The 26,131-nt window shown below is 67.0% G+C and carries 26 protein-coding genes and 1 tRNA gene; 3 read left to right on the forward strand and 24 right to left on the reverse strand.

The annotated features are described in order from the left end of the window. Positions 1 to 5 precede the first annotated feature (5 nt). The 4 genes from AC3RXY_RS06650 to AC3RXY_RS06665 all read right to left on the reverse strand — a co-directional run bounded on the left by AC3RXY_RS06650 (position 6) and on the right by AC3RXY_RS06665 (position 5,243). A complete protein-coding gene (locus tag AC3RXY_RS06650; protein ID WP_200115157.1) occupies positions 6 to 668 on the reverse strand; it encodes a DUF4391 domain-containing protein in 663 nt (220 codons plus the stop codon). Beyond that, a complete protein-coding gene (locus AC3RXY_RS06655) occupies positions 661 to 3,948 on the reverse strand; it encodes a helicase-related protein (protein ID WP_491510109.1) in 3,288 nt (1,095 codons plus the stop codon). The genes AC3RXY_RS06650 and AC3RXY_RS06655 overlap by 8 nt, the downstream gene beginning before the upstream one ends. Next, complete coding sequence (locus tag AC3RXY_RS06660) at positions 3,938 to 4,138, reverse strand: helix-turn-helix domain-containing protein (RefSeq protein ID WP_200115156.1); 201 nt, start codon at positions 4,136 to 4,138, stop codon at positions 3,938 to 3,940. The genes AC3RXY_RS06655 and AC3RXY_RS06660 overlap by 11 nt, the downstream gene beginning before the upstream one ends. 400 nt (positions 4,139 to 4,538) lie before the next feature. Beyond that, positions 4,539 to 5,243 (reverse strand): MerR family transcriptional regulator, encoded by a 705-nt coding sequence (locus tag AC3RXY_RS06665; RefSeq protein WP_491510110.1) that lies wholly within the window; start codon positions 5,241 to 5,243, stop codon positions 4,539 to 4,541. A 117-nt stretch (positions 5,244 to 5,360) separates the two neighbouring features. On the opposite strand from AC3RXY_RS06665, the gene AC3RXY_RS06670 reads away from it, so the two are divergent. Next, positions 5,361 to 5,540 (forward strand): hypothetical protein, encoded by a 180-nt coding sequence (locus AC3RXY_RS06670; protein WP_200115154.1) that lies wholly within the window; start codon positions 5,361 to 5,363, stop codon positions 5,538 to 5,540. A gap of 513 nt (positions 5,541 to 6,053) precedes the next feature. Beyond that, on the forward strand, positions 6,054 to 6,302 hold the full coding sequence (locus AC3RXY_RS06675) for a hypothetical protein (protein ID WP_491510112.1): 249 nt from the start codon (positions 6,054 to 6,056) through the stop codon (positions 6,300 to 6,302). Positions 6,303 to 6,310: 8 nt separating this feature from the next. On the opposite strand, the gene AC3RXY_RS06680 is transcribed toward AC3RXY_RS06675, so the two are convergent. From AC3RXY_RS06680 to AC3RXY_RS06760, 17 genes are all read right to left on the reverse strand, one after another. After that, a complete protein-coding gene (locus AC3RXY_RS06680) occupies positions 6,311 to 6,550 on the reverse strand; it encodes a toxin (RefSeq protein WP_130110946.1) in 240 nt (79 codons plus the stop codon). Continuing rightward, the gene (locus tag AC3RXY_RS06685; RefSeq protein WP_491510113.1) at positions 6,547 to 6,810 is read right to left on the reverse strand and encodes a ribbon-helix-helix domain-containing protein; all 264 of its coding nucleotides are present in this window, start codon (positions 6,808 to 6,810) and stop codon (positions 6,547 to 6,549) included. Before AC3RXY_RS06685 ends, AC3RXY_RS06680 begins: the two co-directional genes overlap by 4 nt. Positions 6,811 to 6,863: 53 nt before the next feature. Further along, complete coding sequence (locus AC3RXY_RS06690) at positions 6,864 to 7,742, reverse strand: tyrosine-type recombinase/integrase (RefSeq protein WP_498224506.1); 879 nt, start codon at positions 7,740 to 7,742, stop codon at positions 6,864 to 6,866. A gap of 319 nt (positions 7,743 to 8,061) precedes the next feature. Then, positions 8,062 to 8,256, reverse strand: coding sequence for a helix-turn-helix domain-containing protein (locus AC3RXY_RS06695; protein WP_491510115.1), 195 nt, complete (start codon positions 8,254 to 8,256; stop codon positions 8,062 to 8,064). A gap of 181 nt (positions 8,257 to 8,437) precedes the next feature. Continuing rightward, positions 8,438 to 8,512 (reverse strand) — tRNA-Gln (locus tag AC3RXY_RS06700). Between the two features lie 228 nt (positions 8,513 to 8,740). After that, the gene (locus AC3RXY_RS06705) at positions 8,741 to 9,913 is read right to left on the reverse strand and encodes an ABC transporter ATP-binding protein (protein WP_491510116.1); all 1,173 of its coding nucleotides are present in this window, start codon (positions 9,911 to 9,913) and stop codon (positions 8,741 to 8,743) included. After that, positions 9,910 to 10,704, reverse strand: a complete 795-nt coding sequence (locus AC3RXY_RS06710; protein WP_491510117.1) for an ABC transporter permease — start codon at positions 10,702 to 10,704, stop codon at positions 9,910 to 9,912. The genes AC3RXY_RS06705 and AC3RXY_RS06710 overlap by 4 nt, the downstream gene beginning before the upstream one ends. Next, the gene (locus AC3RXY_RS06715) at positions 10,701 to 11,627 is read right to left on the reverse strand and encodes an ABC transporter permease (protein WP_498224509.1); all 927 of its coding nucleotides are present in this window, start codon (positions 11,625 to 11,627) and stop codon (positions 10,701 to 10,703) included. Before AC3RXY_RS06715 ends, AC3RXY_RS06710 begins: the two co-directional genes overlap by 4 nt. Then, positions 11,606 to 12,727 (reverse strand): ABC transporter substrate-binding protein, encoded by a 1,122-nt coding sequence (locus AC3RXY_RS06720; RefSeq protein WP_491510119.1) that lies wholly within the window; start codon positions 12,725 to 12,727, stop codon positions 11,606 to 11,608. Before AC3RXY_RS06720 ends, AC3RXY_RS06715 begins: the two co-directional genes overlap by 22 nt. A gap of 151 nt (positions 12,728 to 12,878) precedes the next feature. After that, positions 12,879 to 14,387 carry a glutamate--tRNA ligase gene (gltX, locus tag AC3RXY_RS06725; protein ID WP_491510120.1) on the reverse strand — a complete coding sequence of 503 codons (1,509 nt, stop codon included), beginning with the start codon at positions 14,385 to 14,387 and terminating at the stop codon, positions 12,879 to 12,881. A gap of 126 nt (positions 14,388 to 14,513) precedes the next feature. Beyond that, positions 14,514 to 15,803: an MFS transporter gene (locus tag AC3RXY_RS06730; protein WP_491510121.1), complete on the reverse strand. Its 1,290-nt coding sequence runs from the start codon at positions 15,801 to 15,803 to the stop codon at positions 14,514 to 14,516. Next, positions 15,800 to 16,576: a fumarylacetoacetate hydrolase family protein gene (locus AC3RXY_RS06735; protein ID WP_491510122.1), complete on the reverse strand. Its 777-nt coding sequence runs from the start codon at positions 16,574 to 16,576 to the stop codon at positions 15,800 to 15,802. Before AC3RXY_RS06735 ends, AC3RXY_RS06730 begins: the two co-directional genes overlap by 4 nt. Before the next feature lie 77 nt (positions 16,577 to 16,653). Next, positions 16,654 to 17,730 (reverse strand): branched-chain amino acid aminotransferase, encoded by a 1,077-nt coding sequence (locus AC3RXY_RS06740; protein WP_491510123.1) that lies wholly within the window; start codon positions 17,728 to 17,730, stop codon positions 16,654 to 16,656. 53 nt (positions 17,731 to 17,783) lie between these two features. Further along, positions 17,784 to 18,830 (reverse strand): 3-isopropylmalate dehydrogenase, encoded by a 1,047-nt coding sequence (locus tag AC3RXY_RS06745; RefSeq protein ID WP_491510124.1) that lies wholly within the window; start codon positions 18,828 to 18,830, stop codon positions 17,784 to 17,786. A gap of 130 nt (positions 18,831 to 18,960) precedes the next feature. Next, the gene (gene serA / locus AC3RXY_RS06750) at positions 18,961 to 20,565 is read right to left on the reverse strand and encodes a phosphoglycerate dehydrogenase (protein ID WP_491510125.1); all 1,605 of its coding nucleotides are present in this window, start codon (positions 20,563 to 20,565) and stop codon (positions 18,961 to 18,963) included. Between the two features lie 178 nt (positions 20,566 to 20,743). Then, a complete protein-coding gene (locus tag AC3RXY_RS06755) occupies positions 20,744 to 21,088 on the reverse strand; it encodes a bacitracin resistance protein (protein ID WP_491510126.1) in 345 nt (114 codons plus the stop codon). After that, on the reverse strand, positions 21,085 to 21,549 hold the full coding sequence (locus AC3RXY_RS06760) for a hypothetical protein (RefSeq protein WP_491510127.1): 465 nt from the start codon (positions 21,547 to 21,549) through the stop codon (positions 21,085 to 21,087). The genes AC3RXY_RS06755 and AC3RXY_RS06760 overlap by 4 nt, the downstream gene beginning before the upstream one ends. Positions 21,550 to 21,667: 118 nt before the next feature. Between AC3RXY_RS06760 and AC3RXY_RS06765 the strand changes: the two genes are divergently transcribed. Further along, complete coding sequence (locus AC3RXY_RS06765) at positions 21,668 to 22,603, forward strand: hypothetical protein (RefSeq protein WP_491510128.1); 936 nt, start codon at positions 21,668 to 21,670, stop codon at positions 22,601 to 22,603. Positions 22,604 to 22,668: 65 nt separating this feature from the next. Here AC3RXY_RS06765 and ilvC read toward each other — a convergent pair whose 3' ends face one another. From ilvC to AC3RXY_RS06780, 3 genes are all read right to left on the reverse strand, one after another. After that, a complete protein-coding gene (ilvC, locus tag AC3RXY_RS06770; protein WP_491510129.1) occupies positions 22,669 to 23,694 on the reverse strand; it encodes a ketol-acid reductoisomerase in 1,026 nt (341 codons plus the stop codon). A gap of 67 nt (positions 23,695 to 23,761) precedes the next feature. Then, positions 23,762 to 24,271 (reverse strand): acetolactate synthase small subunit, encoded by a 510-nt coding sequence (gene ilvN, locus AC3RXY_RS06775; RefSeq protein WP_491510130.1) that lies wholly within the window; start codon positions 24,269 to 24,271, stop codon positions 23,762 to 23,764. 3 nt (positions 24,272 to 24,274) lie between these two features. Beyond that, entirely contained in the window at positions 24,275 to 26,074 is a 1,800-nt protein-coding gene (locus AC3RXY_RS06780) for an acetolactate synthase large subunit (RefSeq protein ID WP_491510131.1), read from the reverse strand. Positions 26,075 to 26,131: the final 57 nt, after the last annotated feature.

Genomic DNA, 26,131 nt, shown 5'->3' on the forward strand with positions numbered 1-26,131 from the left:
ACGGGTTACCTCTGCTGTTCCAGTTCGTGTTGCTTCGTCTTGAGCGCGCGGCGGAGCTCGACCTTGCGGTTGAGCTGTGGCTCGGTACGGAGCTTGCGCTCCAAGGACGCGACCTCGCGTTCGAGCTTGCGCACCGTGGCCAGTCTGTCGGCGACGTCTGACATCTCCTCGCCCGGGCGCGCTGTGATCGGGGTCAGCGGCTGCAGGAGCGCGGCGTAGAGCGCAGGCAAGGTGATCGCCGTCGGCAGGGCCTGCCGCGTGGTGTCCTCTGGCTGCCAACCAGTCGAGTAGTAGGCGCTGAGTTTCGGCGTTCCCGCCCCGAGTTGCTTGTGCGCCGCAGCAATCCGCACCTCGGGCTGTTCGCGGTGACGCGCGATCTCGAAGATGATCGGGAACGGGATGGCCTTGTCGATGGCGCCCAGGACACCCTCGCTGACGTAATCGGTCTTGGCGTCGATCGTGAAGACCTGTATCTCGGGCACCGCCGACGTGCCAGGGAGGTTGATCGTGGTTTCGGCGAGTTTGTAGGCCCAGGTGATGCGTTGGACTTCGTTGATGAACTTCTCGCGCACTGCGGTGCTGACGGTGCCGTGCTCGTAGAACTTCTCTTTGGGCACGCGTCTGCCGAACTTTGCTGCCTCTGGCCAGCGGTAGAGGATGTCAGTCATCAGCACCGCCCTCGGTGGGGTCTACGACAGCGATGAACGCGGTCAGCTCGAAGTCGTCGAGGCCGGCGATGGTTTGGGTGAGGGCGGTGGTGCTCCCGCCGGTGAAGAGGCTGTCGATGTCGCGTTCCTCGGTGACATCGATCATGGAGTGGATCGCATCGGTGAGCAGCGCCGAGTACTTGCCCATCTGCGCACCCTCGCCGGTCGCGGCATTGAACACGCCGACGACTTCGGTGACCGGCTCTTCGTAGGGTCGGCAGCCGACGCGCAGCAGGTCGAGGAGGTGCTTGGCTTCGGTGTGATTCGCGATGACCTCGCCCTGGTCGTCGAGATAGACGAGGTAGTGCGGGTGGAGGCGGTTGCCTCGGTTGATGTGTTCGTCTGCGGTGAGGTTTCGTAGGGCGAAGATGACGCCGGGTCGCAGTCCCTTTGCGGGGTCGGCTGGGATCACGGCGTGGAGGCCCCGGGGGGCGGTGTCGAGGTCGCCGTGTTCCTTGATGTAGCCGAGCAGGTCCATACGGAAGTCGTTGAGCCCGAGATCAGTGATCGAGACACCGGTGCGGACGTCTTCGAGCTCGATCACTTCGTCTTGGAGCTTGCGGAGCTGCTCCTTGCGGAAGGCGGCGTCGGAGTCTTCGAGGGTGAGGACGTTGTCGTCGGCGGTGCTGGCGAGGTCGGCGATGACCATGCGGTTCTCGACGCGCTCCTTGAGGTTGATGTACTCGTCGAGGGAGATGTCGGGCCAGAAGTTCACGAGCTGAATCTGGCTGTTGGTGGAGCCGATGCGGTCGATGCGCCCGAAGCGCTGGATGATGCGTACCGGGTTCCAGTGGATGTCGTAGTTGATCAGGTAGTCGCAGTCCTGGAGGTTCTGGCCCTCGCTGATCACGTCGGTGCCGATCAGCACATCCAGCTCGCGGGTCTCGCGCGGCATCGTGAGATGGCGCTGCTTGGAGCGAGGCGAGAATAGCGACATGACCTGCTGGAAGTCGAAGCCCGTGCCGAGGGTCGTCTTCGCACCGTGGCTGCCACCGGTGATCACGGCCGTGTCCAGCCCGGCGGCGGCGAGCGTGGGAGCAAGTTCGCGGTAGAGGTAGTCGGCGGTGTCTGCGAAGGCGGAGAACACGAGCACCTTGCGGTTGCCGTCGTTGATCGGGTGCCGGGCCTTGCCCTCGATGAGTTGCTTGAGTCTGCGGAGCTTGAGGTCGTGGTCGGGGGTGACCTTCCGCATCTCGTCGAGGAGCTCGCGCAGGGTCTCGCGGTCGTTCCACAGGTCGCGCTGCCAGGACTCGATGTCGAGGTCGTCGAGGTCGATCTTGATCTTCTCGCCGAAGGACAGCGCCTCGATGTTCGCGTCGTCTTCGTCATCGACATCGAAGTCGAGCCCTGCGAGCTCGGGGCTCAGGTCGGCGAGGTTGCCCGCGTGGTTGCTGATACGCCCGAGCGTGTGGGTGACGGAGCCTTCGATCTTCGCCAGAGTGAGGCGGAAGGCATCGACCGAGCTTTCCAGACGCTTGAGCAGGTTGACGGTCATGAGCTTCTTCAAGCCCTGCTCACGCCCTGCCTGTCCGAGATTGGATCGGGCACTGCCGGCGGTGACGTTGTACAGGTCTTCGTACTTGGAGCGTCGGCTCGGGAACACGTAGGCGAGCGGGGTGTAGACGGCGAGGGTCAGTGCCTGGAGCTGCTCGAAGATGTCGTTGAAGCCGGGCACGTCCGGGAGGTCCGTGAGCGGCTCGCGGATGGAGAGCGGCGGGCGTCGTTCCGGGAAGGCGCCGATCTCGGTGGTGTCGTAGAACGCGTGGATGTGTTTGCGCGAGCGGGCGATGGTGACCGAATCGAGCAACTCGAAGAAGTCGAAGTCGAGCATCTGGAGGATGCGGTCAGTGGTGCGGTGCTCAGGGTCCAGCTTGGACCACTCGTTGAACACGCGTTGCGCGTCGGAGAACACCTTCTCGACCGTCGTGGACAGGTTCAGGTGTTGGGCGAGGTTCTCCGACTCGCCCTCGTAGGCGAGCTGGAGCTGGTTCTTGAGGTCATTGAACCGGTTGTTCACCGGGGTGGCCGAGAGCATCAGCACCTTGGTCTTCACGCCCTCGCGGATGACCTGGCGCATGAGGCGCTGGTAGCGCGACTCCTTCTCCTCGGCATAGTCGGCGTTGCGGAAGTTGTGGGACTCGTCGATCACGACGAGGTCGTAGTTGCCCCAGTTGATCCGATCCAGCCGCAGGCCGAGCGACTCACCCTTCATGCGGGAGAGATCGGTATGTGCGAGCACGTCGTAGTTGAACCGGTCGGAGGCGAAGATGTTGGTCGTGAGATTGGCGTTGTAGTTTGTCCAGTTCTCCGCGAGCTTCTTCGGGCAGAGCACCAGCACGGACTTGTTGCGCAGTTCGTAGTACTTGATGACGGCGAGTGCGGTGAACGTCTTGCCGAGGCCCACGGAGTCGGCGAGGATGCAGCCGTTGTAGGTCTCCAACTTGTTGATGATGCCGGTGGCCGCGTCGCGCTGGAAGTTGTAGAGACTCTGCCAGATCTTCGTCTCCTGATACCCGGTGCGGTCGTTCGGCAGCACGTCCTCGTTGATGTCGTCGAGGAACTCTGCGAAGAGGCTGTAGAGGATCAGGAAGTAGATTCGTGCCGGGGAGTTCTCGGTGTACACGCTGGCGATGTGGTCGTGGACGGCCTGGGTGACATCGCTGACCTGTTCGGGGTTGTTCCAAATCTGGTCGAACAGCTGCATGTACTGCTCGGTCATCGGGGCCTCGTCGAGCCGGTTCACGAAGCTCGACACGGCGTTGCCGCGTTCGTAGCCGAGGTCGGCCGTCGTGAACCCCTGGAGCTGGGTGTAGGCGGCCTTGTCATCGATGACCGCGAACTGCTGCATCGGGTTGCCCGTGGCGGTTGAGCGGAAGGTGACCTTGCGGCGAACCCAGTCAGCGCACTCTCGTGCGATCGCGCGCTGGGTGAGCTTGTTGCGCAGTCTGATCTCGAAGTCGGACCCCGCGAGGCTTGACTCGGCCTGCCCGCCGGGGATGAAGAACTCGCGGCGCTCCTTGCGGAGCTTGTCCGTCACGTTCTCGGTTACGAACGATGGCGACGTGAAGATGAACTCCAACTCGCTGACCTTCTCAAGCTCCTTGCGGAGTGCTTCGAACGCGAAGATCGAGAACGTCGATGCTGCGATGCGCACCTTCGAGCCCGGCACGATCACGGCCTTGAGATCGTCGCCTAACAGGTCGCTGACATTGTTGATGATCCGCACGCGACTACCCGGCATCCTCGTCGTGAGTCGAGGCCGATGCTCCGCCTCGTCGCACCCAGTCGTCGATCTCGCTGGCTTGGAACTTCCAGAGGCGTCCGACCTTGTGGGCGGGCATGGCCTTCTCGGCGATCCAGGTGTAGACGGTGTCTTTGGTGATCCCGAGGTGGGCGGCGATGTCGTCTGCGGACAGCCACGGCTCAGACATCAGGTCTCCATTCAGGTGGTAGCCGGGTTTCACCGGGTTACTCCGATCCTACCGGGCGGCAAGCCCTTCAGCATAGGCTTCAGACGGCGCACGCCTCGGTGTCGTCCGGTCTGTAACTTTTGCGCCGATAATGCTCCTTGCATCGATGATTGCCGATCGTGTGTGGGAAAAACGCTGGCTGGAATCTCAGCAGCTTTCCGTCGCCGACGGTCGTTCCGGCGCTGCGGACACTCGCCTGCGGGCACGCGGGCACAGCTGCCGCTGTGTCGCGACGGAAGATGAGGTCTGCCCGTGTGTTCCCAGACGGAGGCGTCATCGCGGCACGTCGCCGGGAACGGGGCAGCGGAGCGCCTTTCTCGGTGGGGGCGACCTGTCTCACGTGTCGCTCCCCCGCCAGCGGCTACGCCTCAGCGATGTCGAGGGCCTCGAGGTATGCGTGGACAAGCCCGGCGGCGTGAAGCGCGTGGCGGGAGCGCCGGTTGAGAACTTCGCGGCGTTCGGTGATGGCGGCGGTCAGGGCTTCTGTTGATCCGGCCCCGTTGAGGGCAGCAATTGCCGGGCGAATGCGGTCGAAGAGATATCCGCCCTGTCGGAGCAGATGGACGACTCGCGCGGCCTGAACCTGCGGTTCGTTGTACTCCCGATATCCGTGAGCACCGTCGCGCATGGCGCGGAGGAGGCCTGCTGCCTCCCAGACGCGCAATGCGGAGGTTCGCACGCCGAGCATCTCCGCGAGTTCGCCGATGCTCACGCGAGCCGTCGCATTCTGCACGCGAGGTTGCTCGCGTCCGATCATCTGTAGCGCGAGTGCAAGGTCATCGAGTTCCTCCCGCTGAGCATGTAGGGCTGTGTGCGCTGCATCTACTTCTGCAACCCCGGTTGCAATGTCTCCCGCAGTGATCGCGACCATGATGCTGCGCGCAGTGGGTGCACCATGTACGCGGGTGAGTGTTCGGTAGGCATGGAGCGCACTCAGGTGGGTCGGACCGTATCTGCGGTAGCCGCTCGCAGTGCGCTCGGCTGCCGGGAGCACGTTCTGTGCTTCGAGATTCCGAACCGTCTGCGGTGTGACCTGCGCGGCGCGGGCAAGATCGACGGGACGCATACCACCTCCATCCCCTCGCACCTCACGAACGCCACAGAGCTGCTCATGCCAAGTTTATAGAAGCACTTCAATGTCACAGTTGAAAGAAACAAGTTTCGCGTACGAAAGGACAACGCCATGCGGTTCCATCTTGAGATCGACCTCAGCGCACTCCCTCAACCCCACGATGCCGAACTGGGGAGGATCCTGCGGTACTGGGCCGGAAACCTCAGCCACTATGACCTCTCGGTCGAGACGAGCGAATCGATCCGCGACTCCGCCTACGAAGAAGTCGGCTCCTGGCGGGTAACGGCATAAGAAGCCCGCAATGGCGAAGCTGAACATTCTCAGGATGCGCACATGAAGAAAATGGCGCGCCCGCACCGAATCTTGAACCTAGCGGGGGTGCCGATTCGGCACACCCGCTCCCTGTTCCGCCGAAGGCCATAATTTGAGCCTTTTACGGTGGTGCCGAATCGACACCACCGCCACCTCTCTTAGAAAAATCGTGGATCTGGGCGGTCTGAACCGGTGGCAGTTCCAGCACTTTAGCTCCGTTCTCGTGGAACGTCAACCACAAGTTCTCGACGCCGTGATCGCTTCCGAGCGCCTTTGAAAGACGCGCGGGCGCGACAAGCCGCAGCACGATCACGGCGCTCCATTCCTCCTTTCCGAGAGTGCTCCTCCACTCAATAGGTATGCAGCCCATCCCACATTCAAGAAGATGCCCTGTTCCACTGCCGATGTAGCACGCAGATCTCCCGAACAGCCCTGGCTGAACTCGATGCAACGCAGCGGTGGTTGTCGGACGTCAGAGCTACCCTCAACACCATGAACGAGGAGCGATTCGAGCACTGGTGCGAGGCGTGCGGCACGACCGCAATGCTGACCTCCGAGGACGCCTTCGAAGCGGGGTGGGATTTTCCGCCACGGATGGGCGCGTGGGGTGTGGTGTCCCCACGTACCTGCGGTGATTGCGGCATCGAGCAGACACTCTGGTGGGCGCTCACCATCGAGAAGAAGAGCATCGACGACTGCACGCCGCATCAGCGGCAAGTACTCGCACGAATACTCAACTAGGTACCCGATTAGGGCAGCAGGTCGATCATCTGCGGTCGAGCCTTCATCGCGTGAATCACCAGCTCATTGCCGCTGTCAAAGACGAGAACGACCGTCTCTAAGAGTCGTCCGCGAGTGTCGAAACCGAGCCGCAACTGCCGTGCCGGGCTGTTCTCATCGAGATCCTCGATCCATACCGCCCATGTCGCTGCTTGAATCGCGTCTTCTCGGAGAACGCCGTGCTTCAGCGCCGAATCGTGAACGTTCACGATGCCGACAGATGAAGCGCTTCGCGAATGACTTCTGAGCGTGACTTGCCCTCACGTTCAGCGCGCTCGTCGATCGCGGCGATCTCTTCAAGGGTGAGCCGGAGCGCGACTACCTGAGACGGCTCGGCCCCGCGACCTGGGCGGCCGCGGCCGCGCTTCTTCAATGCCGCAACATCATAGCCAGCCTCGGCTTCGGCGGCCCAGGCGTCGATCTGATCTTCGGTGACGGGAACCCCGTTGATCGTCTCGCGCTCGCTCATGCCATTATTGTATAACGAAAATGCTACATGGGCGAGAGAACCCCTCCGCATAGTCAACTCCCCAGAATCTCGTCAAGCACGTCGACGGTGATCGGGTCGACTTCTTCCGCGCTGACGACGTAGCTGGTTCTCGTGATCTGCTCGTTCGCGTGACCGAGGAGGCGGGATGCGAGGGTGAGGCCCGCCGCGCGCTCGACGAGTGTTGCGGTCGTGCGGCGGTAGATGTGCGTGGAGTACTGATCGACCTCCACGCCGAGTTCTTCGAGGTCTTCGCGGTTGTCGTCGATGAAGGACCGCAGGAGGCGTTCGTAGTTGCTGACGCTGATCGGATTACCGTTCTTCGTAGCGAAGAGCAACGTCTCCTTCCCCCTTCCCGCAAGCGCGAGGCGACGCCGCACCGCGCCCGCCGACAGGGCAGGGAGCGCCACACGGCGGCGCTGCCTCGTGCGCTTGGGCGAGTTCTTCCGATGGATGCCTTGCTCCTTGGTTTGCACAATCGTGCCGCCGATCAGCACCGTCGGCGGCGAAGTTGTCATGTCTACATCGCATCGCCGCAGCCCAATGCACTCTCCGACGCGCGCGGAGGTGCCGATCATGATGTCCATGCCGTCGATGAGCGCCCGATAGTCGGGTCGCGGTCCGTTCCCTGGCTTCACGCGCCACTGTTGCATGAGTTCGCGAATCCCGGCGATCTGCTTGGGCGTGAGGATCGAGGTCTTCTTCTCTGGCAACGGCAACCGCTGCACATCCCGCACCGGGTTGAACGGGATCGCATCATCCCGCACGGCATATCCGCAGATCTGCCCGAGCACGGCGCGTGCACGGCGAGCGGCAGAGACGCCGCGGCCCAGCATGATTGCCTGGATGATCCGATCGCACCGGCCCACCGTCAACGCATCCAAGGTGATTCCGCCGCACTGCGGCAGCAACACACAGCGCACGATTCCCGAATACGACTCGTACGTCGAGAATGTCAGAGACCCGGCGACCGCTCGCGCTCTCACCTGTTCCAGCCAGGACACAGAGGCTTCGGCGATCGTGTTCGCACCCGTGAGTCCGAGGAACGATGAGGTGCTGAGCGCTTCGACCTTGCGGCGCAGATCGATCCGTGCCGCTTCCTCGGTTGTGGCGACGGCGACGATCTGATGGAGCACACCGGCGTCATCCCTCGCTCTCGCGCGAGCCCGAACCTTGCCTTTCGCAAGCTTCGTGATCTGGATCTTGCCGACCTCTCCGGCGCGGATGCGGGGCCTACCCATGGCGTCGCTCCTTCAGCCAGGCGAGTAGTTCCGCATGCTCGTAGCGGACGTGCCGACCGAGCTTCACCCAGGGTGGGCCGGATCGCGTGAGCCGCCAATCCTCGACCGTGCGGACGGGCACACGGAGGAGTTCGGCGACCTCACGCTGGGTGAGGAAGACGGGGGCGAGGGGCGGCAGGAGGTCCATACCGGGCAGGTACGTCTCCCAGCGGGAGCGTCCGGTAGCACCCGGCACTCCCCCGCTGAGATGCCCGAGAACAGGGGCGACGGGAGGGTTTCTGGTGACCAAAGTGGTAAAACTGCCCCAAAAGGGCAGAGTTACGGAGTGGACTAATGGGCTATTCTGCCGCGGAATCTCGCCATTTTTGTGGCTGGGGTACCTGGACTCGAACCAAGAACAACTGAACCAGAATCAGCCGTGTTGCCAATTACACCATACCCCAAGGGTTTTCGACCGAAGTCGTACCGAGGGTCAAGCATAGCCCGGATCACCGGAAGGGGCAAAACCAGCGGCGGGACGCCAACCCTCGGGCGTGTTCTGCGGCCGCGCGACGACGGCAGAGGCCGCCGAACACTGCCTGGCCCCGCCGAACACTGCCTGGCCCGGCCGAACCCTGCCGGACCGGGCCGAGCATCACTCCCCCGGCGCGACCACGACGCGCGAGCCGGGGTCAGCGAACGACGCCACCCGCCGGCCGCACCGCAACGGGCTCGGCATCGAGCGCGAGCCCCACCCGGTCGCCATGAGCCAGCCGAATACGGGACGGATGCTGCGCCCACACCAGCTCGTCGGCGGATGTGCGCACGAGAGTCCTGCGCATGCTGCCGAGGAACGTCGTCTCCTCGACCACGCCGTCGATCAACGCAGCCGAAGCGCCCACAGAACCGCCGCCCACCGAAGCGGCACCCGCGTCGCGCGCGCCGGGCACGCTCTCGGAGGTGTCGGTGACGATCCGCACGTTCTCCGGACGCACCATCACGTCCACGGGTCCGTCCGCGGGCGTCTGCAGCGGCAACGTCGCACCCCAGACGTCGACGACCGTCCCCGTCGCGACACCGCGCACGATACTCGACAGGCCGACGAACGCTGCAACGTTCGGGGTCGCCGGGCGCTGATAGAGCTCCTCCGGCGTCCCGATCTGCTCGATGCGCCCCCCGTTCATCACCGCAACCCGATCGGAGACGCTGAGCGCCTCCTCCTGGTCGTGCGTCACGAACACGGTCGTGATGCCCAGGCGCAACTGGATCCGCCGGATCTCGTCGCGCAGTTGCACGCGCACCTTCGCGTCGAGCGCCGAGAGCGGCTCGTCCAGGAGCAGCACGCGCGGCTCGGTCACCAGAGCGCGCGCCAGCGCCACACGCTGCTGCTGACCGCCGGAGAGCTGGTGCGGGAACTTGTCCGCCTGCTCGGCCAGGCCCACGAGCGCCAGGGCGTCTGCTGCCCGGCGTGCGGCGTCGGCCTTGCCGACCTTGCGTCGACGCAAGCCGAAGGCCGTGTTGTCAACCACCCGCAGGTGCGGGAACAGCGAATACGACTGGAACACCATCCCGATGTCCCGTTTGTTGGTCGGAACCCGAGAGACATCGGCACCGCCCACGACGACGGTGCCCTCATCCGCCGCCTCCAGCCCCGCGAGCACACGCAACAGGGTGGTCTTGCCGCACCCGGACGGCCCCAGGAGAGAGACGAACTCTCCGGGAGCGATGTCGAGGTCGACCCCGTGCAGCACGCGATTGCCTCCGTAGCTCTTGACGATGCCGCCGAGCTGCACCGGTGTCCCGGAGCCCGCTTCGGCGAGCAGCACGTTGTCCTTCGTCGGAGGAAGGAGAGGCTGGGTGGTCATGGATGAGCCTTTCGGGTGCCGCGCGCCAGACGGCCGATCACGAGCAAGAGAACGAAGACGAACAGCAGGGCGAGCAGAGTGAAGATCGCGGGCGCATATGCGTCCTGCTTCTGCACCACCACCATCGCGGTCTGGAAGACCTGACGGTTCAGGAGGGACGCGATCGTGAACTCCCCGAGGACAACCGCGATCGAGATCAGCGACGCCGCGATCAGACCGGGCCGGAGGTTCGGTGCGAGCACGCGCACCACAACGGTCCCCCAGCTCGCCCCGAGCGAGCGGGCGGCCTCGGTCAGCGTGCGCATGTCGACCGCATCGATCGATGCCTGGATGGACCGGTAGGCGAACGGCAGAACGATGATGCCGTATGCGAACGCGAGCGTCCACGCCCCGGTGCCGAAGGTACGCCCCACCTGCAGGTAGATCGGGGCGAGGCCGACGACGAGAACGATCGCCGGGATCGTCAACGGCAGCAGCACCACGAACTCGAAGATCGGACGGAGTCTCGGGAAACGCAGGTTCACCAGGATCATCGTCGGCGCCAGCAGGAAAAGCACGATGAGCACCGTCACGAGCGCGAGGATCAACGAGTTTCCCAGGCCGGTCCAGATGGGGGCGAGCACGCGCCCCTTCTCCGGGTCGACGAGTGCCGCCCAGCGGTCTGCGGTGAAGCCTCCCGCGCTGTCCCGCAGCGTATACAGCAAGGTCGCCGCGAGCGGGATGAGGAAGAAGAGACCGACGACGACGCCGATGACCGTGCGGGTGAACGCCGAGGGTGCGATACGGTTCATGACTGCCACCGCGCCGCCCGGCGCTGCACGAGCGAGTACAGCGCCATCACGATCCCGACGACCACGATCATGCCGAGGGCAAGCGCACCCGCCAGGTTCTCCCGGCCGAGGACGGTCTCGCTCGTGAGCGAGGCTCGGATCTGCAGCGGAACGATCTGCGACCCCTGGCTCGCCAGCGCAGCAGCGGTGGCATAAGAGGAGAACGCGTTCGCGAAGAGCAGCAGCAGGCTCGCCAGGAATGCCGGCGCCAGCACCGGGATGCCGATGCGCATCCAGAAGCTCGCGCGCGTTCCGCCGAGGGTGAGGTTCGCCTCCGCCCACTGCGGCTTCAACGCCGACAGGGCCGGCATGAACGTGATGACCATCAGCGGCACCTGGAAGTAGATGTACGGGAGGATCAGCCCGGGAAGCTCGTAGAGCCAGTTGCCGTTGGCGAAGATGTCGATCCCGAACACATCCTGCAGGAGCACGCGCACGAATCCCTGCATCCCGATGGTCGCGATGAAGACGAATGCGAGCATGACGCCGCCGAACTGGGCCAGGACACCGGAGGCGGCATCCACGACCGTCCGCACGGCGCCCTGCGCCGGCAGCCCCAGGAGGGCGTAGCAGACGAGAACGCCGACCACGGCGCCGACGACCGCGGTCAGCAACGACAACCACGTCGAGTTCACGAAGGTCTGGATCACGACCGGGTCGCCGAGCGCGGAGAGGTTGTTCCACGTGAACGCGCCGTCACGGTCGAACAGCCCCGTGCCGATCGCGAGAATCGTCGGCAGGGCGAGGAACAGCAGGACGTAGGCGGTGAACGGGACGAGCCCGAGCACCGCCCCGACCGAAGCCCCGTACCGGGCCGGAACGGAACGCCCCGGCCCGGTCGGAGCGCTGTGAGACGCAGAGGTCACTGGACCGCCGCAGCCCACTTCTCGCCGAGCAGCTCGCCGGCGGCGGCGCTCTGCGCCTCGGTCGGCACCACGGTGTCTTCCGGTGCCTCGGGAAGCGCCGCGGCAAACTCCGCGTCGATGGTCCCCGCGTCGATCATGGCCTCCATACGGGCCGGACGAGCGCCGCCCTTGAGGAACAGGTTCTGCACCTCGTCGCTGTAGAGGAACTCCTGCCACAGACGTGCCGCAGCGGGGTGCGGCGCGTGCTTGTAGATCGCCTGGTTGTAGTACGCGGCGTAACCGGTGCCGTCGAACACGACGACCTTCCAGTCCTTGTTGTCCGCCGTGTGCGCTGCGTTGAGGTAGTCCCAGTCGAACACCACGGGCGTCTCGCCGCTCGCGACCGTCGCGGTGGTCACGTCGACCTTCAGCAGGTTGCCCGCCTTCTGCAGGTCAGCGAAGAAATCGATGCCGGGCTGGTAGTCGTCCAGGGTTCCGCCGTTCTGCACCGTCGCGAGGCCGACGGCGCCGAAGGCTGCGCCGGCCTGGGTCGGGTCTCCGTTGAGCGCGACGGCGCCCTTGTAGTCGCCGGTGAGGAGATCGGTGATCTCAGCGGGCTCCGGGTACTTCGACGAGTCGTAGCCGACCGACATGTACCCGCCGTAGTCACCGACGAACAGGCCGGTCGGCTCCTTCAGGGCGTCGGGGATGTCGTCCCAGGTCTGCACCTGGTACGGGGCGAACTGGTCGGTGTTCTGCAGGGCGACGGTGAGGCCGAGATCGAACACGTCGGGAGCGGTGTCGAGGCCCTCGTTGGTCTTCGCGGCCTGGATCTCCTCGGCGCTGGAGACGTCGGGAGACTGCTCGACGATCTCGATCTCCGGGTAGCGCTCGGCGAACAGATCCAGGATCTCGCCGTAGTTCGCCCAGTCGCGCGGGAGGGCGATGACGTTCAGGGCGCCCTCGGCCTTGGCCGCGGCCTCCAGGTCTTCAAAGGTGCCGAAATCGGCGAGCGAGGTGGCGGTCGACGCGGCGGCGTCGTTCGCCTGCGGGGACGAACAAGCGGAGAGCAGCAGCGCGGCGGAGGCCGCGAGAGCGATGCCGGCGCCGAGGCGCGCACGACGGGAAGCGGATGCCATGGGTTTCCTCTCGGTGTCCGGCACCCCGGAAGGGCACCGGGTTTCGGGTACCCGGTGACGCTATGAGGCGAGGGTAGCCGCCAACCCACGCCGTCATGAACGAGAGGTGTCCGGCACCGAGAGGACGCATCCGCGCTGCGTCACGGCGAGCTCAGCCGAGGTGCGCGACCAGACCCTCCAGGCGGCGCAGCGTCTCGTCCTTGCCGAGCAGCTCCATCGACTCGAACAGCGGCGGCGAGACACGTCGTCCGGTCAGAGCGACGCGCGCAGGGCCATACGCCACACGCGGCTTGAGCTCGAGCCGCTCCACAAGTGCCTCCGAGAGCGCTGCCTGCACGGCATCTGTACCGAAATCATCGAGCGGCGCCAGTGCGTCGATGCTCGCGCGCAGCACCTCGGCGGCGTTGGCGGGCAGCCCCTTGAGCGCATCGGCCTCGTAGGAGACGGTGTCGGTGAAGAGGAAGCCCAGCATGCCCGGCGCCTCCCCGAGCAGCTGCAAGCGCTCCTGCACGAGCGGGGCGGCGCGGAACGCGAGCACGATCTGCTCGTGCGTCGGCTCCGCGTCGCCGAAGACTCCTGCCGCCGCCAGGTAAGGCAGGATGCGCTCGGCGAAGTCCTTGCCGTCCAGCAGGCGGATATGGTCGCCGTTGATCGACTCGGCCTTCTTCTGGTCGAACCGGGCGGGGTTCGGATTGACGTCGGCGATGTCGAAGGCCGCGATGAACTCGTCGAGCGAGAAGACGTCGCGATCGGGCGCGAGGGACCACCCCAGCAGCGCCAGGTAGTTCAGCAGACCCTCGCGGATGAAACCGCGCTCCCGGTGCAGGAACAGGTCGGCCTGCGGGTCACGCTTGGAGAGCTTCTTGTTGCCGGTCTCGCCGAGCACGAGCGGCATGTGCCCGAAACGCGGCACGAAGTCTGTCACCCCCGCTCCGATGAGGGCGTCGTACAGCGCGAGCTGACGAGCGGTCGAGGGCATGAGGTCTTCGCCGCGCAGCACATGGGTGACGCGCATGAGGGCGTCGTCGACCGGGTTCACGAAGGTGTAGAGCGGGACGCCGTTCGGTCGCACCAGGACGTAGTCGGGGAAGGACCCGGCCGGGAAGGTGACCTCGCCGCGGATGAGGTCGACATAGGTCAGGTCCTCGTCCGGCACCCGCAGACGCAGAGCGGGCTGGCGCCCTTCGGCGCGGAAAGCGGCTCGCTGCTCGTCTGTGAGGTCCCGATCATAGTTGTCGTAGCCGAGCTGCTTGGCGCGACCGTTTGCCTCATTGCGCGCGTCGATCTCTTCGGCCGTCGAATAGCTCTCGTAGACGGCACCGCTCGCGACGAGCTTCTCGAGCACCTCGCGGTACACGTCGTGACGCTCGGACTGCCGGTAGGGGGCGTGCGGACCGCCCACCTCGACGCCCTCGTCCCAGTCGATCTCGAGCCACCGCAGCGCCTCCAGCAGCTGCTCGAAGCTCGTCTCGCTGTCGCGTGCGGCGTCGGTGTCCTCGATGCGGAAGATCAGCTTGCCGCCGTTGTGCCGGGCATAGGCCCAGTTGAACAGCGCCGTGCGGATGAGCCCCACGTGCGGAAGACCGGTCGGCGAGGGGCAGAAGCGCACGCGGACGTCGGAGCCGGTCGCGGTCGTGGTGCGGGGATCGGGAGTAGCCATAGGATCACCAGTCTAGTTCTGGCGCATGGCGCCGGTGGATGCCGCGCTTCGCGCTGCCGGCGAAGAGGGGCACCGGGCATCCGGGCGTGGTGTGAGATCCGGGGCCGGGCGCCGATGGGCTGCGACTCACGCCACGCGGGTGCTGCGGGACAGGGGCGCAAGCGCCACCACAGCCAGCACGAGGACGAGGGCGGCGACGCCCAGCCCGGCGTACCCGAACGAGGAGAGCACGACGCCCGCGAGCGCCGCGCACACCGCCCCGGTCACGCTCATCAGCGAGTCGCTGAGGCCCTGCCGCTTCGGACGCTGCGCCACCGTCGACGCCTCGGTCAGCAGCGATGCTCCGGCCACGGTCGATGCGCTCCATCCCAGCCCGAGCAGCACGAGAGCGATCATGACGCCGGTGGTGCTCTCCCCCGCGGCGATGACCAGCACCATGGCGACGACGTAGACGCCCTGTCCGAGAAGGACGACGGGCATCCGTCCCCAGCGGTCCGACAGGATGCCGAACACCGGTGAGAGCCCGTACATGCCGGCGACATGGGCCGCGATCGTCACGCCCACCAGCAGGGTGACGTCGGTGCTGACAGCCGCGCCGTGCCCCGCATGTCCCGCATGGACCATGTGCATCAGGTGAACCGGCGTCATCGCCATGACCGCCACCATCACCGCGTGGGAGGCCGAGACGACGAAGATCGCATAGCGCGCCACCACCGGCCGGTCGTGGTCAGCGCCCAGCGCGCTGGCACCCGCTGACCGTGCGGCCACCCGCTGCGCCGTGAGGAGCGGATCCGGGCGGAGCGCCACCAGATACAGCAGAAGGGCGGCGGTCTGCGTGGTCAACGAGAACAGGTAGGCCCCGGTGAGCGGCGGCATCCCGAGCGCCTGCCCGAGCACCTCCCCCGGCGTGACCATCAGGGGCCCGGCGACGCCGCCGATCGTGGTGGCCCACACCACGATCGACAGATCCCGCCCCCGGCGCTCCGGCGCCGCCAGATCGGTCGCGGCGAAGCGCGACTGCAGGTTGCCCGCGTTGCCCGCGCCGATCAGCACGATGCCGGCGAGCAGGAGCGGGAAACTCCGCACGGCCGCCGCGGTGATCACGATCAGGATGCCGCCGAGAGCGAGAGCGTTGCCGAGGGTGAGCGAGAGTCGCCGGCCGAAGCGCGCTGCGTAGCGCGCGAGCGGGATCGCCGCGATCGCCGCACCGAGCGTCACGAACGCCGTCGCGAGGCCGGAGAGCGCGTCGTCGCCCGAGATCTCCGCTGCCAGCAGGGCGCCGAGTGAGATCGTGGCGCCGAACCCGATGCCGCCGAGCACCTGGCCGAGGGCGAGCACCCGCACGGTGCGCCGCTGGATGCGTTCGACCGCGGACGGCGCGAGCGGATCAGCGGCGACCGGCGCCGCTGACGTCACGACAAGCGGTCCGCGTCGCGGACCGCGTTGCGCAGCGTGCCGATCCCCGACACCTCGACCTCGATGACATCCCCGGCGGTGAAGGGGCCGATGCCCGCCGGCGTGCCGGTGAGGATCACGTCGCCCGGCAGCAGGGTGAAGGCCGCAGAGGCGTAGGCGATGATGTCCGCGACGGAGTGGATCATGTCGGTCAGCGGCGCCTCCTGGCGCACCTCGCCGTTGAGTCGCGTGGTGATGGTGGCCGCGCTGGGGTCGAACTCGGTCTCGATCACCGGGCCGAGCGGGCAGAAGGTGTCGAAGCCCTTTGCGCGGCTCCATTGGCCGTCGCTACGCTGCAGGTCCCGCGCGGTCACGTCGTTCGCGACGGTGTAGCCGAACACATGGTCGGCAGCCCGCTCCGGCACGACGTTCTTGGCGATCTTGCCGATCACGACCGCGAGCTCGCCCTCGTAGTCTGTGCGCTCCGACTGCGGAGGGCGCACGATCGTGTCATCCGGACCGATCACCGCGGTGTTGGGCTTGAGGAACAGCAGCGGCTCGGCCGGCGCCTCCCCGCCCATCTCAGCAGCGTGGTCGTGATAGTTCTTCCCGACGCAGACCACCTTCGATCGCGGGATCACCGGCGCCAGCAGGACGGCGTCGGCGAGCGGCACCCGCTCCCCCGTCGTCTCATAGCCGGCGAACATCGGGTCTCCGGCGAGCACCACCAGCTCGTCGTCGTCCAGGATGCCGAACCCGATGGTCTGCCCATGACTGAACCGTGCGATCTTCACCCGCTCAGCCTAGCCCGGAAGACACCGGCCGGTCCTTCCGGGCCCCGGCATCGCGAGCCGGGTCCCGGAAGGTCTGCTCAGCCGTCGAGGCGGGTCAGCCAGCCGTGCCGGTCTTCGCGGCGACCGTACTGGATGTCGGTGAGCTCCTCGCGCAGCGACAGCGCAAGCTCCCCGATCGGCTGCTCGTCCTCGAACTCCGCGGCCTTGAGCCGGCCGATCGGGGTGACGACCGCAGCCGTGCCGCACGCGAACGCCTCGACGATGTCGCCGGACGCCACCCCGTCACGCCACTCCTGAAGCGAAACGGCGCGCCGCTCGACGCGGTGGCCGCGATCCTCGGCGAGCTGCAGCAGCGAATCGCGCGTGATCCCCTCCAGGATGCTCTCGGACTGCGGAGTGAGGATCGAGCCGTCCTTGCGCACGAACAGGACGTTCATGCCACCGAGCTCCTCGACGTTGCCGTCCTGGTCGAGGAAGACCACCTGGTCGCATCCCTGGGCGTAGGCCTCGGATTGTGGCAGGAGGCTCGCGGCGTAGTTTCCGCCCGTCTTGGCCGCGCCCGTTCCGCCCTTGCCTGCGCGGGCGTAGTGCTCGCTCAGCCAGATGTTGACCGGCTTCACACCGCCGGAGAAGTACGCGCCCGCGGGCGACGCGATCAGGTAGTACGCCGCCTTCTTCGCCGGACGCACGCCGAGGAACGCCTCCTTGGCGAACATGAACGGCCGCAGATACAGGCTCTGGTCGTCGCCGGACGGCACCCATTCGCCATCGACCGCGATGAGCTCGCGGATGGACTGGATGAAGTGCTCGACCGGCAGCTCCGGCAGGGCCATCCGCCGAGCGCTGGCCTGCAGGCGAGCGCCGTTGCGCTCCGGCCGGAAGGTGTGGATCGATCCGTCGGCGTGGCGGTAGGCCTTGATGCCCTCGAAGATCTCCTGGCCGTAGTGCAGCACGGATGCCGCGGGGTCCAGCGAGATCGGGCCGTACGGCTGCACCCGGGGGCGATGCCAGCCCCCCTTCTCCGACCAGCAGATGTCGACCATGTGGTCGGTGAAGTGCTGTCCGAAGCCGGGGTCGGCGAGGATCTCCGCGCGACGCTCCGCCGATACCGGCATGAGGTTGCGGGTCACATCGAAAGTGAGGTCGTCGGTCATGCTGTTCTTTCCGTTCTCGCGCGTCCGAAACGGTGCGCGGTGGCCTTCGTGATTCAGAGCCGGTCGGCGATCGCGGTGCCGATCTCGGCGGTGCTGCGAGCCGTCTCGCCGCGTTCGGCGATATCGGCTTCCACGGCCGCCGTCACCCGAGCCGCCTCATCGGCGAGACCGAGGTGCTGCAGCAGGAGCGCCACGGAGAGGATGGCCGCGGTGGGGTCAGCCTTCTGCTGTCCGGCGATGTCGGGGGCGGATCCGTGCACGGGCTCGAACATCGACGGGGCGGTGCCATCCGGATTGATGTTCCCGGACGCTGCGAGGCCGATGCCGCCGGTGACGGCGCCGGCCAGGTCGGTGAGGATGTCGCCGAAGAGGTTGTCGGTGACGATGACGTCGAAACGCGAGGGGTTCGTGACCAGGAAGATCGTTGCGGCATCGACGTGCAGGTAGTCTACGGCGACATCCGGGTGCTCCTGGGCGACCGCGTCGACGACACGCTTCCAGATGCCCCCGGCATGCACGAGCACATTGGTCTTGTGCACGAGCGTGAGCTTCTGGCGGCGGCGCTCGGCGAGATCGAACGCGTATCGCACCACGCGCTCGACACCGTACGCGGTGTTCACCGATGTCTCGTTGGCGACCTCCTGCGGGGTTCCGCGGCGGATCGAGCCGCCGTTGCCCACGTAGGGCCCCTCTGTGCCCTCACGCACCACGACGAAGTCGACGTCGCCCGGTGCGGCGAGCGGCCCCGGCACGCCGGGGTACAGCCGCGACGGCCGCAGGTTCACATAGTGGTCGAGCTCGAAGCGCAGCTTCAGCAGAAGACCGCGTTCGATGTTGGCGTCCCGCAGCCGCGGGTCGCCTGGCACACCGCCCACGGCACCCAGCAGGATCGCATCCTGCGCGCGGATGGCGTCCAGGTCCGCGTCGGTCAGCGTGTCACCGGTGGCGAGATAGCGGTCAGCCCCGAGGGAGAACTCGGTGCGCTCCCACCGCACGTCGCTGTCTGCGGTGACGCGGTTGAGGACCTTCTCGGCCTCCGCGACGACCTCCGGTCCGATGCCGTCACCGGGGATGACGGCGAGCTTGACGACACGCGACATGACTCTCCTCTGATACTCGGGATTGTGCTCCCAGCGTAGTGCTGCGCTGGCCGGGAGGAAGACGCCGAGGGGCTCCCGAGACGTGAGTCCGGAAGCCCCTCGGCGTGAAGACGCGACGGGAGACGCGCGGTCAGGCCTCGGTGATCTGGATCTGCGAGAACACGACAGCGTCGATCTCGTCGCGCACGGCGTCGAGAATCTCGTCGGAAGCCGGCGAGTCCAGGGTCAGCACCGACAGCGCCTTGTCGCCGTCGGAGCTGCGGGCGATCTGCATGCCCGCGATGTTGATGCCGGCCTCGCCGAACTTCTGCCCGTACACGGCCACGATGCCCGGACGGTCGTTGTAGACCATGACGATGTGGTTGCTCTCGATCGGCAGCTCGAGGGCGTAGTCGTTGATGCCGACGAGCTTCTCGATCTGCTTGGTGCCGGTGAGCGTGCCGGAGACAGCGAGCTGGGTGCCGTCCGACAGCGCGCCGCGCAGGGTGATGACGTTGCGGTACTCCTCGGACTGGTCGTCGACGAGCAGACGCGATTCCACGCCACGCTGCTCGGCGAGCAGCGGTGCGTTGACGTAGGAGACCTTCTCGCTGACGATGTTCGTGAACACGCCCTTGAGGGCAGCCAGCTTGTAGACGTTCACGTCGTAGGCGTTGAGCTCGCCGTGCACCTCGACGTCGAGGCTGGTCAGCGGGGACTGCGCGATCGCCGAGAAGATCTGTCCGAGCTTCTCGACCAGCGGGATGCCGGGGCGCACATACGGATCGATCACGCCGCCCGCGACGTTGACGGCGTCCGGGACGAGCTCGCCGTCGAGAGCCAGGCGCACCGAGCGGGCCACCGAGATGCCGGCCTTCTCCTGCGCCTCCTCGGTGCTCGCGCCCAGGTGCGGGGTGACGACCACGTTGGGCTGCGAGGTCAGCGCGTGCGCCGCGGTGCCCTCCGCCGGGGGCTCCGCAGTGAAGACGTCGAGGCCGGCACCGGCGATCTGACCGCTCTGCAGCGCCTCCAGCAGTGCGTCCTCGTCGATCAGGCCGCCGCGGGCGACGTTGACCACGTAGGCGGTGTCCTTCATGGCCGCGAGCTGCTCTGCACCGATCATGCCGGTCGTCTCCGGCGTCTTGGGCATGTGGATGGTGAGGAAGTCCGCCTCCGCCACCAGCTCGTCCAGCGAGACCAGCTGGACGCCCAGCTGCTGGGCGCGCGCGCTGGTCACGTAGGGGTCGTAGGCGATGAGCTTGGTGTCGAAGGCCGCCAGCCGTGCGGCGACGAGCGCGCCGATCCGGCCGAGGCCCACGATGCCGACGGTCTTCTCGAACAGCTCGGAGCCGGTGAACGAGCTGCGCTTCCACGCGCCGCCGGACAGCGATGCGTGCGCAGCCGGGATCCGGCGCGCGAGGCTCAGGATGTGGCCGACGGTGAGCTCGGCGGCCGAGACGATGTTCGAGGTCGGCGCGTTGACCACCATGACACCGGCGGCGGTGGCCGCCTTGATGTCGACGTTGTCGAGGCCGACGCCCGCGCGGGCGACCACCTTCAGCTTGGGGGCGTGGCCGAGGGCCTCGGCATCGATCTTGGTCGCGGAGCGGACCAGAACAGCATCCGCGTCGGCGAGCGCGTCGAAGAGAGCAGGACGATCTGTTCCATCCACCTGCCGGATCTCGAAGTCGGGCCCGAGGGCGTCGACCGTAGCGGGCGAGAGGACTTCGGCGAGCAGCACGATGGGCTTGGGCACGGTGGCTCCTTCGGGAGGCAGCAGACGGTGATTGCCGACGCGCCGCACACCGTCGGGGGCGCGATCTTGCGGCCACTCTACCGGAGCGGCGGACGGCGGCTTGACGGGGTGCCCTCCCGAGACGCGAAAAGACGCGCTCTCGGAGCGCGCGCCACCGCCCGCGGGCGTCGCCGCGTCGTCAGCTGACGACGCGGATCGCGTTGAGGGTCGTGAACGCCACCACGTCGATCCAGAACACCGCCACGACGCCGAGCCCGGCCAGCAGCACCAGAGCCGCGACGAGGAACGAGCGCTCGCGCGTGATCTGCACGGCGATCCCGAACGTCAGCATGGGGATCGCGATGGCCAGCAGCATCATCACCCAGCCGTAGAGGCCGAGCCCGAGCGGACCGGTGGCGAGCGCGACGAGCGTGGTGATCGCGCTCCACACCGCGTACGCGTAGAAGAGGCCGGTGACGCCCCACAGCAGCGCGAGCGTCCAGCGCGGGGCGGCACGGTCGAGAAGCCGTTCTGCGACGCTCACAGGCCCCACACCCCCATCATCACGAACGGCCACGGCACGAGCAGCACGACCCCCGCCAGGAGGGCGACGACCCGCACCCACGTCTTCGCCCTGCGGGTGAGGACCCAGGTCGCGCCGAACCACAGCAGCGGCGAGAGCGCAGCGACCCAGCGGGCTGCCGCGAACATCGCGTCGGACACCAGGGACACTCCGGTGCCCTGCAGACGGAAACCGATCACGACCCAGCCGATCGCGTACAGCAGGTAGATACCGCCGATGATGCCGTACCCCACCAGAGCGGCCGTGCCGATCGGGGCCTGCTCGCTGTCGGGGGCTGCGGCGCGCTCGGGATCAGCCGCGACGGTCTGCACGCGGTCGCTCCCCTTGCCCACGGCATGCCAGCCGGCGGGAAGGGTCGTCGCGGATTGCTGCTCATCGTCGCCGTCCCAGCGCAGGGCGTCGTCATCACGGTCCTCTGCCACGACCCCAGCGTAGCGCCCGGCGGCATCGGCACGCGGATGCCGCCGGGCGGTCGCGGACCCCCGCCGCAAAGCGTGTTCCCAGTAGGATCAAGCGAGCTCCGAGGGGAAGGAAACACCAGTGGCAGAGGAAAGCACGAAGAGACCCGCGACGCCGGCGGCCGGCACGGACGGCGCAGAGCCGCCCGCCGGATGGCAGCCGACTCCGGCGGCGAAGGCCAAGGCGACCCGCTTCCGCTGGATCGCTGCGGTGCTGTGGGCCGTCGCGATCGCGGGCGAGGCCGTCGGCATCTTCTGGCTCCTGCGCCAGCGTGAGGTCGTCGGCGAAGAGGGCCTGGTGCGCGACACCGCGACCGGCCTGCTCGTCGAGGAGGGCGTGCAGACCACGTTCCCGCAGTGGGCGTTCATCAGCCTGCTCGTGCTGCTGGTGGTGATCGCGGCGCTGTCGATCACCGGCTCCATGCTGTGGAAGAAGGCCAACCGCCTCGACCCGGCGAGGAAGTCGGAGTCCTTCCGCTTCTTCGTGCAGAACCAGCTCGGCGCGATCATCGCGATCATCGCGTTCTTGCCGCTCATCATCCTGGTCTTCCTGAACAAGGACATGGACAAGGGCCAGAAGACCACCGCCGGCGTCATCGGCATCGTCCTCGCCCTCGTCGCCGCGGTGCTCGGAGCCGACTTCAGCCCGCCGTCGGTCGAGAAGTACAACGCAGACCAGTCTGCGGTGATCCAGCTGCTGGGCAGCGACGAGGTCGTCTGGGTCGACGGCGGCAAGGTTTACCACGTGTGCGACCAGGTTTCCGACATCCAGACCGGCAGCGACAAGCGCACCGGGACGACCGCGCAGGCCATCGAGGCCGGCAAGAGCCGCCTCACCCTGAAGTTCGCCTCAGAACTGCGAGCGTGCGGACTGACCGTGCCCGAGAACGCGGCCGACATCGAGGACGCCCTGCGCGCGATCCAGGCGGGGCAGACCGACACACTCCTGCCGTCGCCGGTGTGGGCTGACCCCTCCGACGCTCCGATCCAGATCCGCGACGCGGTTCCGGCGAGCTGATCCAGCTCTTCGGATGAAGGAAGGCCCCGGCGAACACGCCGGGGCCTTCCTTCGTCAGGGGGGAATCAGCGTGCGGCCGAGCCCTCCACGTAGTCCTCGTCCTGCTGCTTCCAGGCGAACAGCGAGCGAAGCTCCTTGCCCGTCGCCTCGATCGCGTGACCCTGCTCCTTCTCACGGAGTGCGAGGAACTCGGCGGCCCCGTTGTTCTGGTCCTCGATGAAGCGCGTCGCGAAGGCGCCGGACTGGATGTCGGCGAGGATCGCCTTCATCGACTCCTTGACCTCGTCGGTCACCACGCGCGGGCCGGAGACGTAGTCGCCGTACTCCGCGGTGTCGGAGACCGACCAGCGCTGCTTGGCGATGCCGCCCTCCCACATGAGGTCGACGATGAGCTTGAGCTCGTGCAGCACCTCGAAGTAGGCGATCTGCGGCTGGTAGCCCGCCTCGACGAGGGTCTCGAAGCCCGCCTGCACGAGGTGGCTCACACCGCCGCACAGCACCGCCTGCTCACCGAAGAGGTCGGTCTCGGTCTCCTCGGTGAAGGTCGTCTTGATGACGCCGGCACGGGTCCCGCCGATGGCCTTGGCGTAGGACAGCGCGGTGGCCCATGCCGAGCCCGACGCGTCGCGCTCGACCGCGATGATGTCGGGGATGCCGCGACCGGCGACGTACTCGCGGCGCACGGTGTGGCCGGGGGCCTTCGGCGCGACGAGGATCACGTCGACGCCCTCCGGCGCGTCGATGTAGCCGAACCGGATGTTGAAGCCGTGCGCGAACGCGAGGGTCTTGCCCGGGGTCAGCTTGTCCTTGATCGACTCGGCGTAGATCGAGCGCTGGTGCTGGTCCGGCGCCAGGATCATGATGAGGTCGGCCCACTCCGCCGCGTCGGCGACGTTCTTGACCGGGAAGCCGGCCTCCTCCGCCTTCGCGATCGACTTCGAACCGTCCTTGAGGGCGATGGCGACCTCGACACCCGAGTCGCGCAGGTTCATCGCGTGGGCATGCCCCTGCGAGCCGTAGCCGACGATGGCCACCTTCTTGCCCTGGATGACCGACAGGTCAGCGTCGTCGTCGTAGTAGATCTCAGCCACTTTGTGTTTCTCCTTGATCGTGGTTCATGTGCGGGCCCCTGGGGGCCCCGGTTCAGGTCGTGCGCGGTCAGCCGCGCAGAACACGCTCGGTGATGCTCTTGCCGCCGCGGCCGATGGCGACCAGGCCGGACTGGGACAGCTCCTTGATGCCGAAGGGCTCCAGAGCCCTGAGCAGGGCTTCCACCTTGCCCTTGTCGCCGGTCACCTCGACGACGAGCGCGTCGGTGGCGTAGTCGACGACGGAGGCCCGGAAGAGGCTCACGACCTCGAGCACGTTGGAACGGCTGGCGTTGTCGGCACGCACCTTGATCAGCATGTGGTGACGCTGCACCGATGCCGCAGGGTCCAGCTCGACGATCTTGATGACGTTGACGAGCTTGTTCAGCTGCTTGGTCACCTGCTCCAGCGGCAGGTCCTCGACGTCGACGACGACCGTGATGCGGGACAGACCCGGCACCTCGGTGACGCCCACCGCGAGCGACTCGATGTTGAAGCCGCGACGGGCGAAGAGGCCGGCGACCCTGGTCAGCAGACCGGGGGTGTTCTCCACCAGAAGGCTCAGCACGTGGGTGGACATGGCTCAGACCTCCTGATCGAACGCCGGAGCGTGGTCGCGCGCGTACTGGACATAACTGTTGCTGACCCCCTGGGGCACCATCGGCCACACCATCGCATCGGCGCTCACCACGAAATCAATGACCACCGGCCGATCGTTCGTCTCGAGGGCGAGCGCGATCGCGGCGTCGACCTCTTCCTCCTTCTCCACCCGGATGGCGAGACAGCCGTACGCCTCCGCGAGCTTGAGGAAGTCCGGGATCCGCACCGTGCCGTGGCCGGTGTTGAGGCTGGTGTTCGAGTGACGCCCGCCGAGGAACAGCGTCTGCCACTGGCGCACCATGCCCAGGGAGGAGTTGTTGATGATCGCGACCTTGATCGGGATGCCCTCGATCGAGCAGGTGGCCAGCTCCTGGTTGGTCATCTGGAAACAGCCGTCCCCATCGATCGCCCACACCACGCGGTCCGGCTCGGCGACCTTCGCGCCCATCGCGGCGGGCACGGAGTAGCCCATCGTGCCGGCGCCGCCGGAGTTGAGCCAGGAGTTGGGGCGCTCGTACTTGATGAACTGCGCCGCCCACATCTGATGCTGTCCGACACCGGCGGCGTAGGTCGCCTCCGGCCCCGTGAGCTCGCCGATGCGGGAGATCACGTACTGCGGGCTGAGCAGGCCGTCTTCGGTGGGCGTGTAGCCGAGGGGGAACTCCTCGCGGAGCCCGTTCAGGCGGGTCCACCAGTCGGTCAGATCCGGGCGAGCTGCGCCGACGGTGCTGCGGAACGCGACATCGAGGTCGACGAGCACCTCGCGCACGTCGCCCACGATCGGTACGTCCGCGGTGCGGATCTTGGAGATCTCCGCCGGGTCGATGTCGACATGGATGACCTTGGCGTCGGGCGCGAAGTCCTCGGCCTTCCCGGTCACGCGGTCGTCGAAGCGAGCGCCGAGCGCGACGATCAGATCCGATTCCTGCAGCGCGAGCACCGCCGGCACCGTCCCGTGCATGCCGGGCATCCCCATGTGCTGCTGGTGCGAATCCGGGAAAGCACCGCGCGCCATCAGGGTGGTCACCACCGGAGCGCCGGTCGCTTCGGCGAAGGTCCGCAGCTCCTCAGAGGCCTTCGCGCGGATGACCCCGCCGCCGACGTAGAGAACCGGCCGGCTCGCCTCGGCGATCAGCTGCGCCGCCGCCTGGATCTGCTTGCCGTGCGCCTTGGTGACAGGACGATAGCCGGGCAGCTCCACCTTGGGCGGCCAGATGAAGGGCGCCTCGGCGACCTGGGCGTCCTTCGTGATGTCCACCAGGACGGGGCCGGGACGACCGGTGCCGGCGATCTCGAAGGCCGCCGCGATCGCCGCGGGGATCTCCTCGGCGCTCTTGACGAGGAAGGAATGCTTGGTGATCGGCATCGTGATGCCCACGATGTCGGCCTCCTGGAAGGCGTCCGTGCCCATCAGGTGCGAGAAGACCTGGCCGGTGATGGCGACCATCGGGACCGAGTCCATATAGGCGTCCGCGATCGCCGTGACGAGGTTGGTCGCCCCCGGCCCGGACGTCGCGATCGCGACGCCGATCTTGCCGGTGGCCGACGCGTAGCCCTCGGCGGCGTGGCCGGCGCCCTGCTCGTGGCGGACGAGGATGTGGCGCACCACCTCGTCGTCGAGCAGCGGGTCGTAGACCGGCATGATCGCACCGCCGGGGATGCCGAAGACGTCCGTGACGCCGAGGAGTCCGAGCGAGCGGACGACGGCCTCGGCCCCGGAGATCACGGGAGCGGTGGACGGACGGGCCGGCGGGCGAGGCACAGCCACGGATTCAGCATTCATTGCGCAGGATCCTTGTGATCGAGATGGGCGAATGGCAGGCGGCGGGCTTCGAGAGTC

This window comes from Microbacterium longlingense (genome assembly GCF_058349825.2).

Bases quoted from the DNA above. Each gene is read 5' to 3' on its own strand.
- AC3RXY_RS06685 (WP_491510113.1), bottom strand. From the start codon at position 6,810: ATGAGCGAGCGCGAGACGATCAACGGGGTTCCCGTCACCGAAGATCAG.
- AC3RXY_RS06705 (WP_491510116.1), bottom strand. From the start codon at position 9,913: ATGACCACCCAGCCTCTCCTTCCTCCGACGAAGGACAACGTGCTGCTC.
- AC3RXY_RS06675 (WP_491510112.1), top strand. From the start codon at position 6,054: ATGAACGAGGAGCGATTCGAGCACTGGTGCGAGGCGTGCGGCACGACC.
- AC3RXY_RS06740 (WP_491510123.1), bottom strand. From the start codon at position 17,730: ATGACCGACGACCTCACTTTCGATGTGACCCGCAACCTCATGCCGGTA.
- AC3RXY_RS06670 (WP_200115154.1), top strand. From the start codon at position 5,361: ATGCGGTTCCATCTTGAGATCGACCTCAGCGCACTCCCTCAACCCCAC.
- AC3RXY_RS06655 (WP_491510109.1), bottom strand. From the start codon at position 3,948: ATGCCGGGTAGTCGCGTGCGGATCATCAACAATGTCAGCGACCTGTTA.
- gltX (WP_491510120.1), bottom strand. From the start codon at position 14,387: ATGGCTACTCCCGATCCCCGCACCACGACCGCGACCGGCTCCGACGTC.
- AC3RXY_RS06720 (WP_491510119.1), bottom strand. From the start codon at position 12,727: ATGGCATCCGCTTCCCGTCGTGCGCGCCTCGGCGCCGGCATCGCTCTC.
- ilvN (WP_491510130.1), bottom strand. From the start codon at position 24,271: ATGTCCACCCACGTGCTGAGCCTTCTGGTGGAGAACACCCCCGGTCTG.
- AC3RXY_RS06745 (WP_491510124.1), bottom strand. From the start codon at position 18,830: ATGTCGCGTGTCGTCAAGCTCGCCGTCATCCCCGGTGACGGCATCGGA.
- AC3RXY_RS06660 (WP_200115156.1), bottom strand. From the start codon at position 4,138: ATGTCTGAGCCGTGGCTGTCCGCAGACGACATCGCCGCCCACCTCGGG.
- AC3RXY_RS06665 (WP_491510110.1), bottom strand. From the start codon at position 5,243: ATGCGTCCCGTCGATCTTGCCCGCGCCGCGCAGGTCACACCGCAGACG.
- AC3RXY_RS06780 (WP_491510131.1), bottom strand. From the start codon at position 26,074: ATGAATGCTGAATCCGTGGCTGTGCCTCGCCCGCCGGCCCGTCCGTCC.
- AC3RXY_RS06710 (WP_491510117.1), bottom strand. From the start codon at position 10,704: ATGAACCGTATCGCACCCTCGGCGTTCACCCGCACGGTCATCGGCGTC.
- AC3RXY_RS06695 (WP_491510115.1), bottom strand. From the start codon at position 8,256: ATGGACCTCCTGCCGCCCCTCGCCCCCGTCTTCCTCACCCAGCGTGAG.
- AC3RXY_RS06650 (WP_200115157.1), bottom strand. From the start codon at position 668: ATGACTGACATCCTCTACCGCTGGCCAGAGGCAGCAAAGTTCGGCAGA.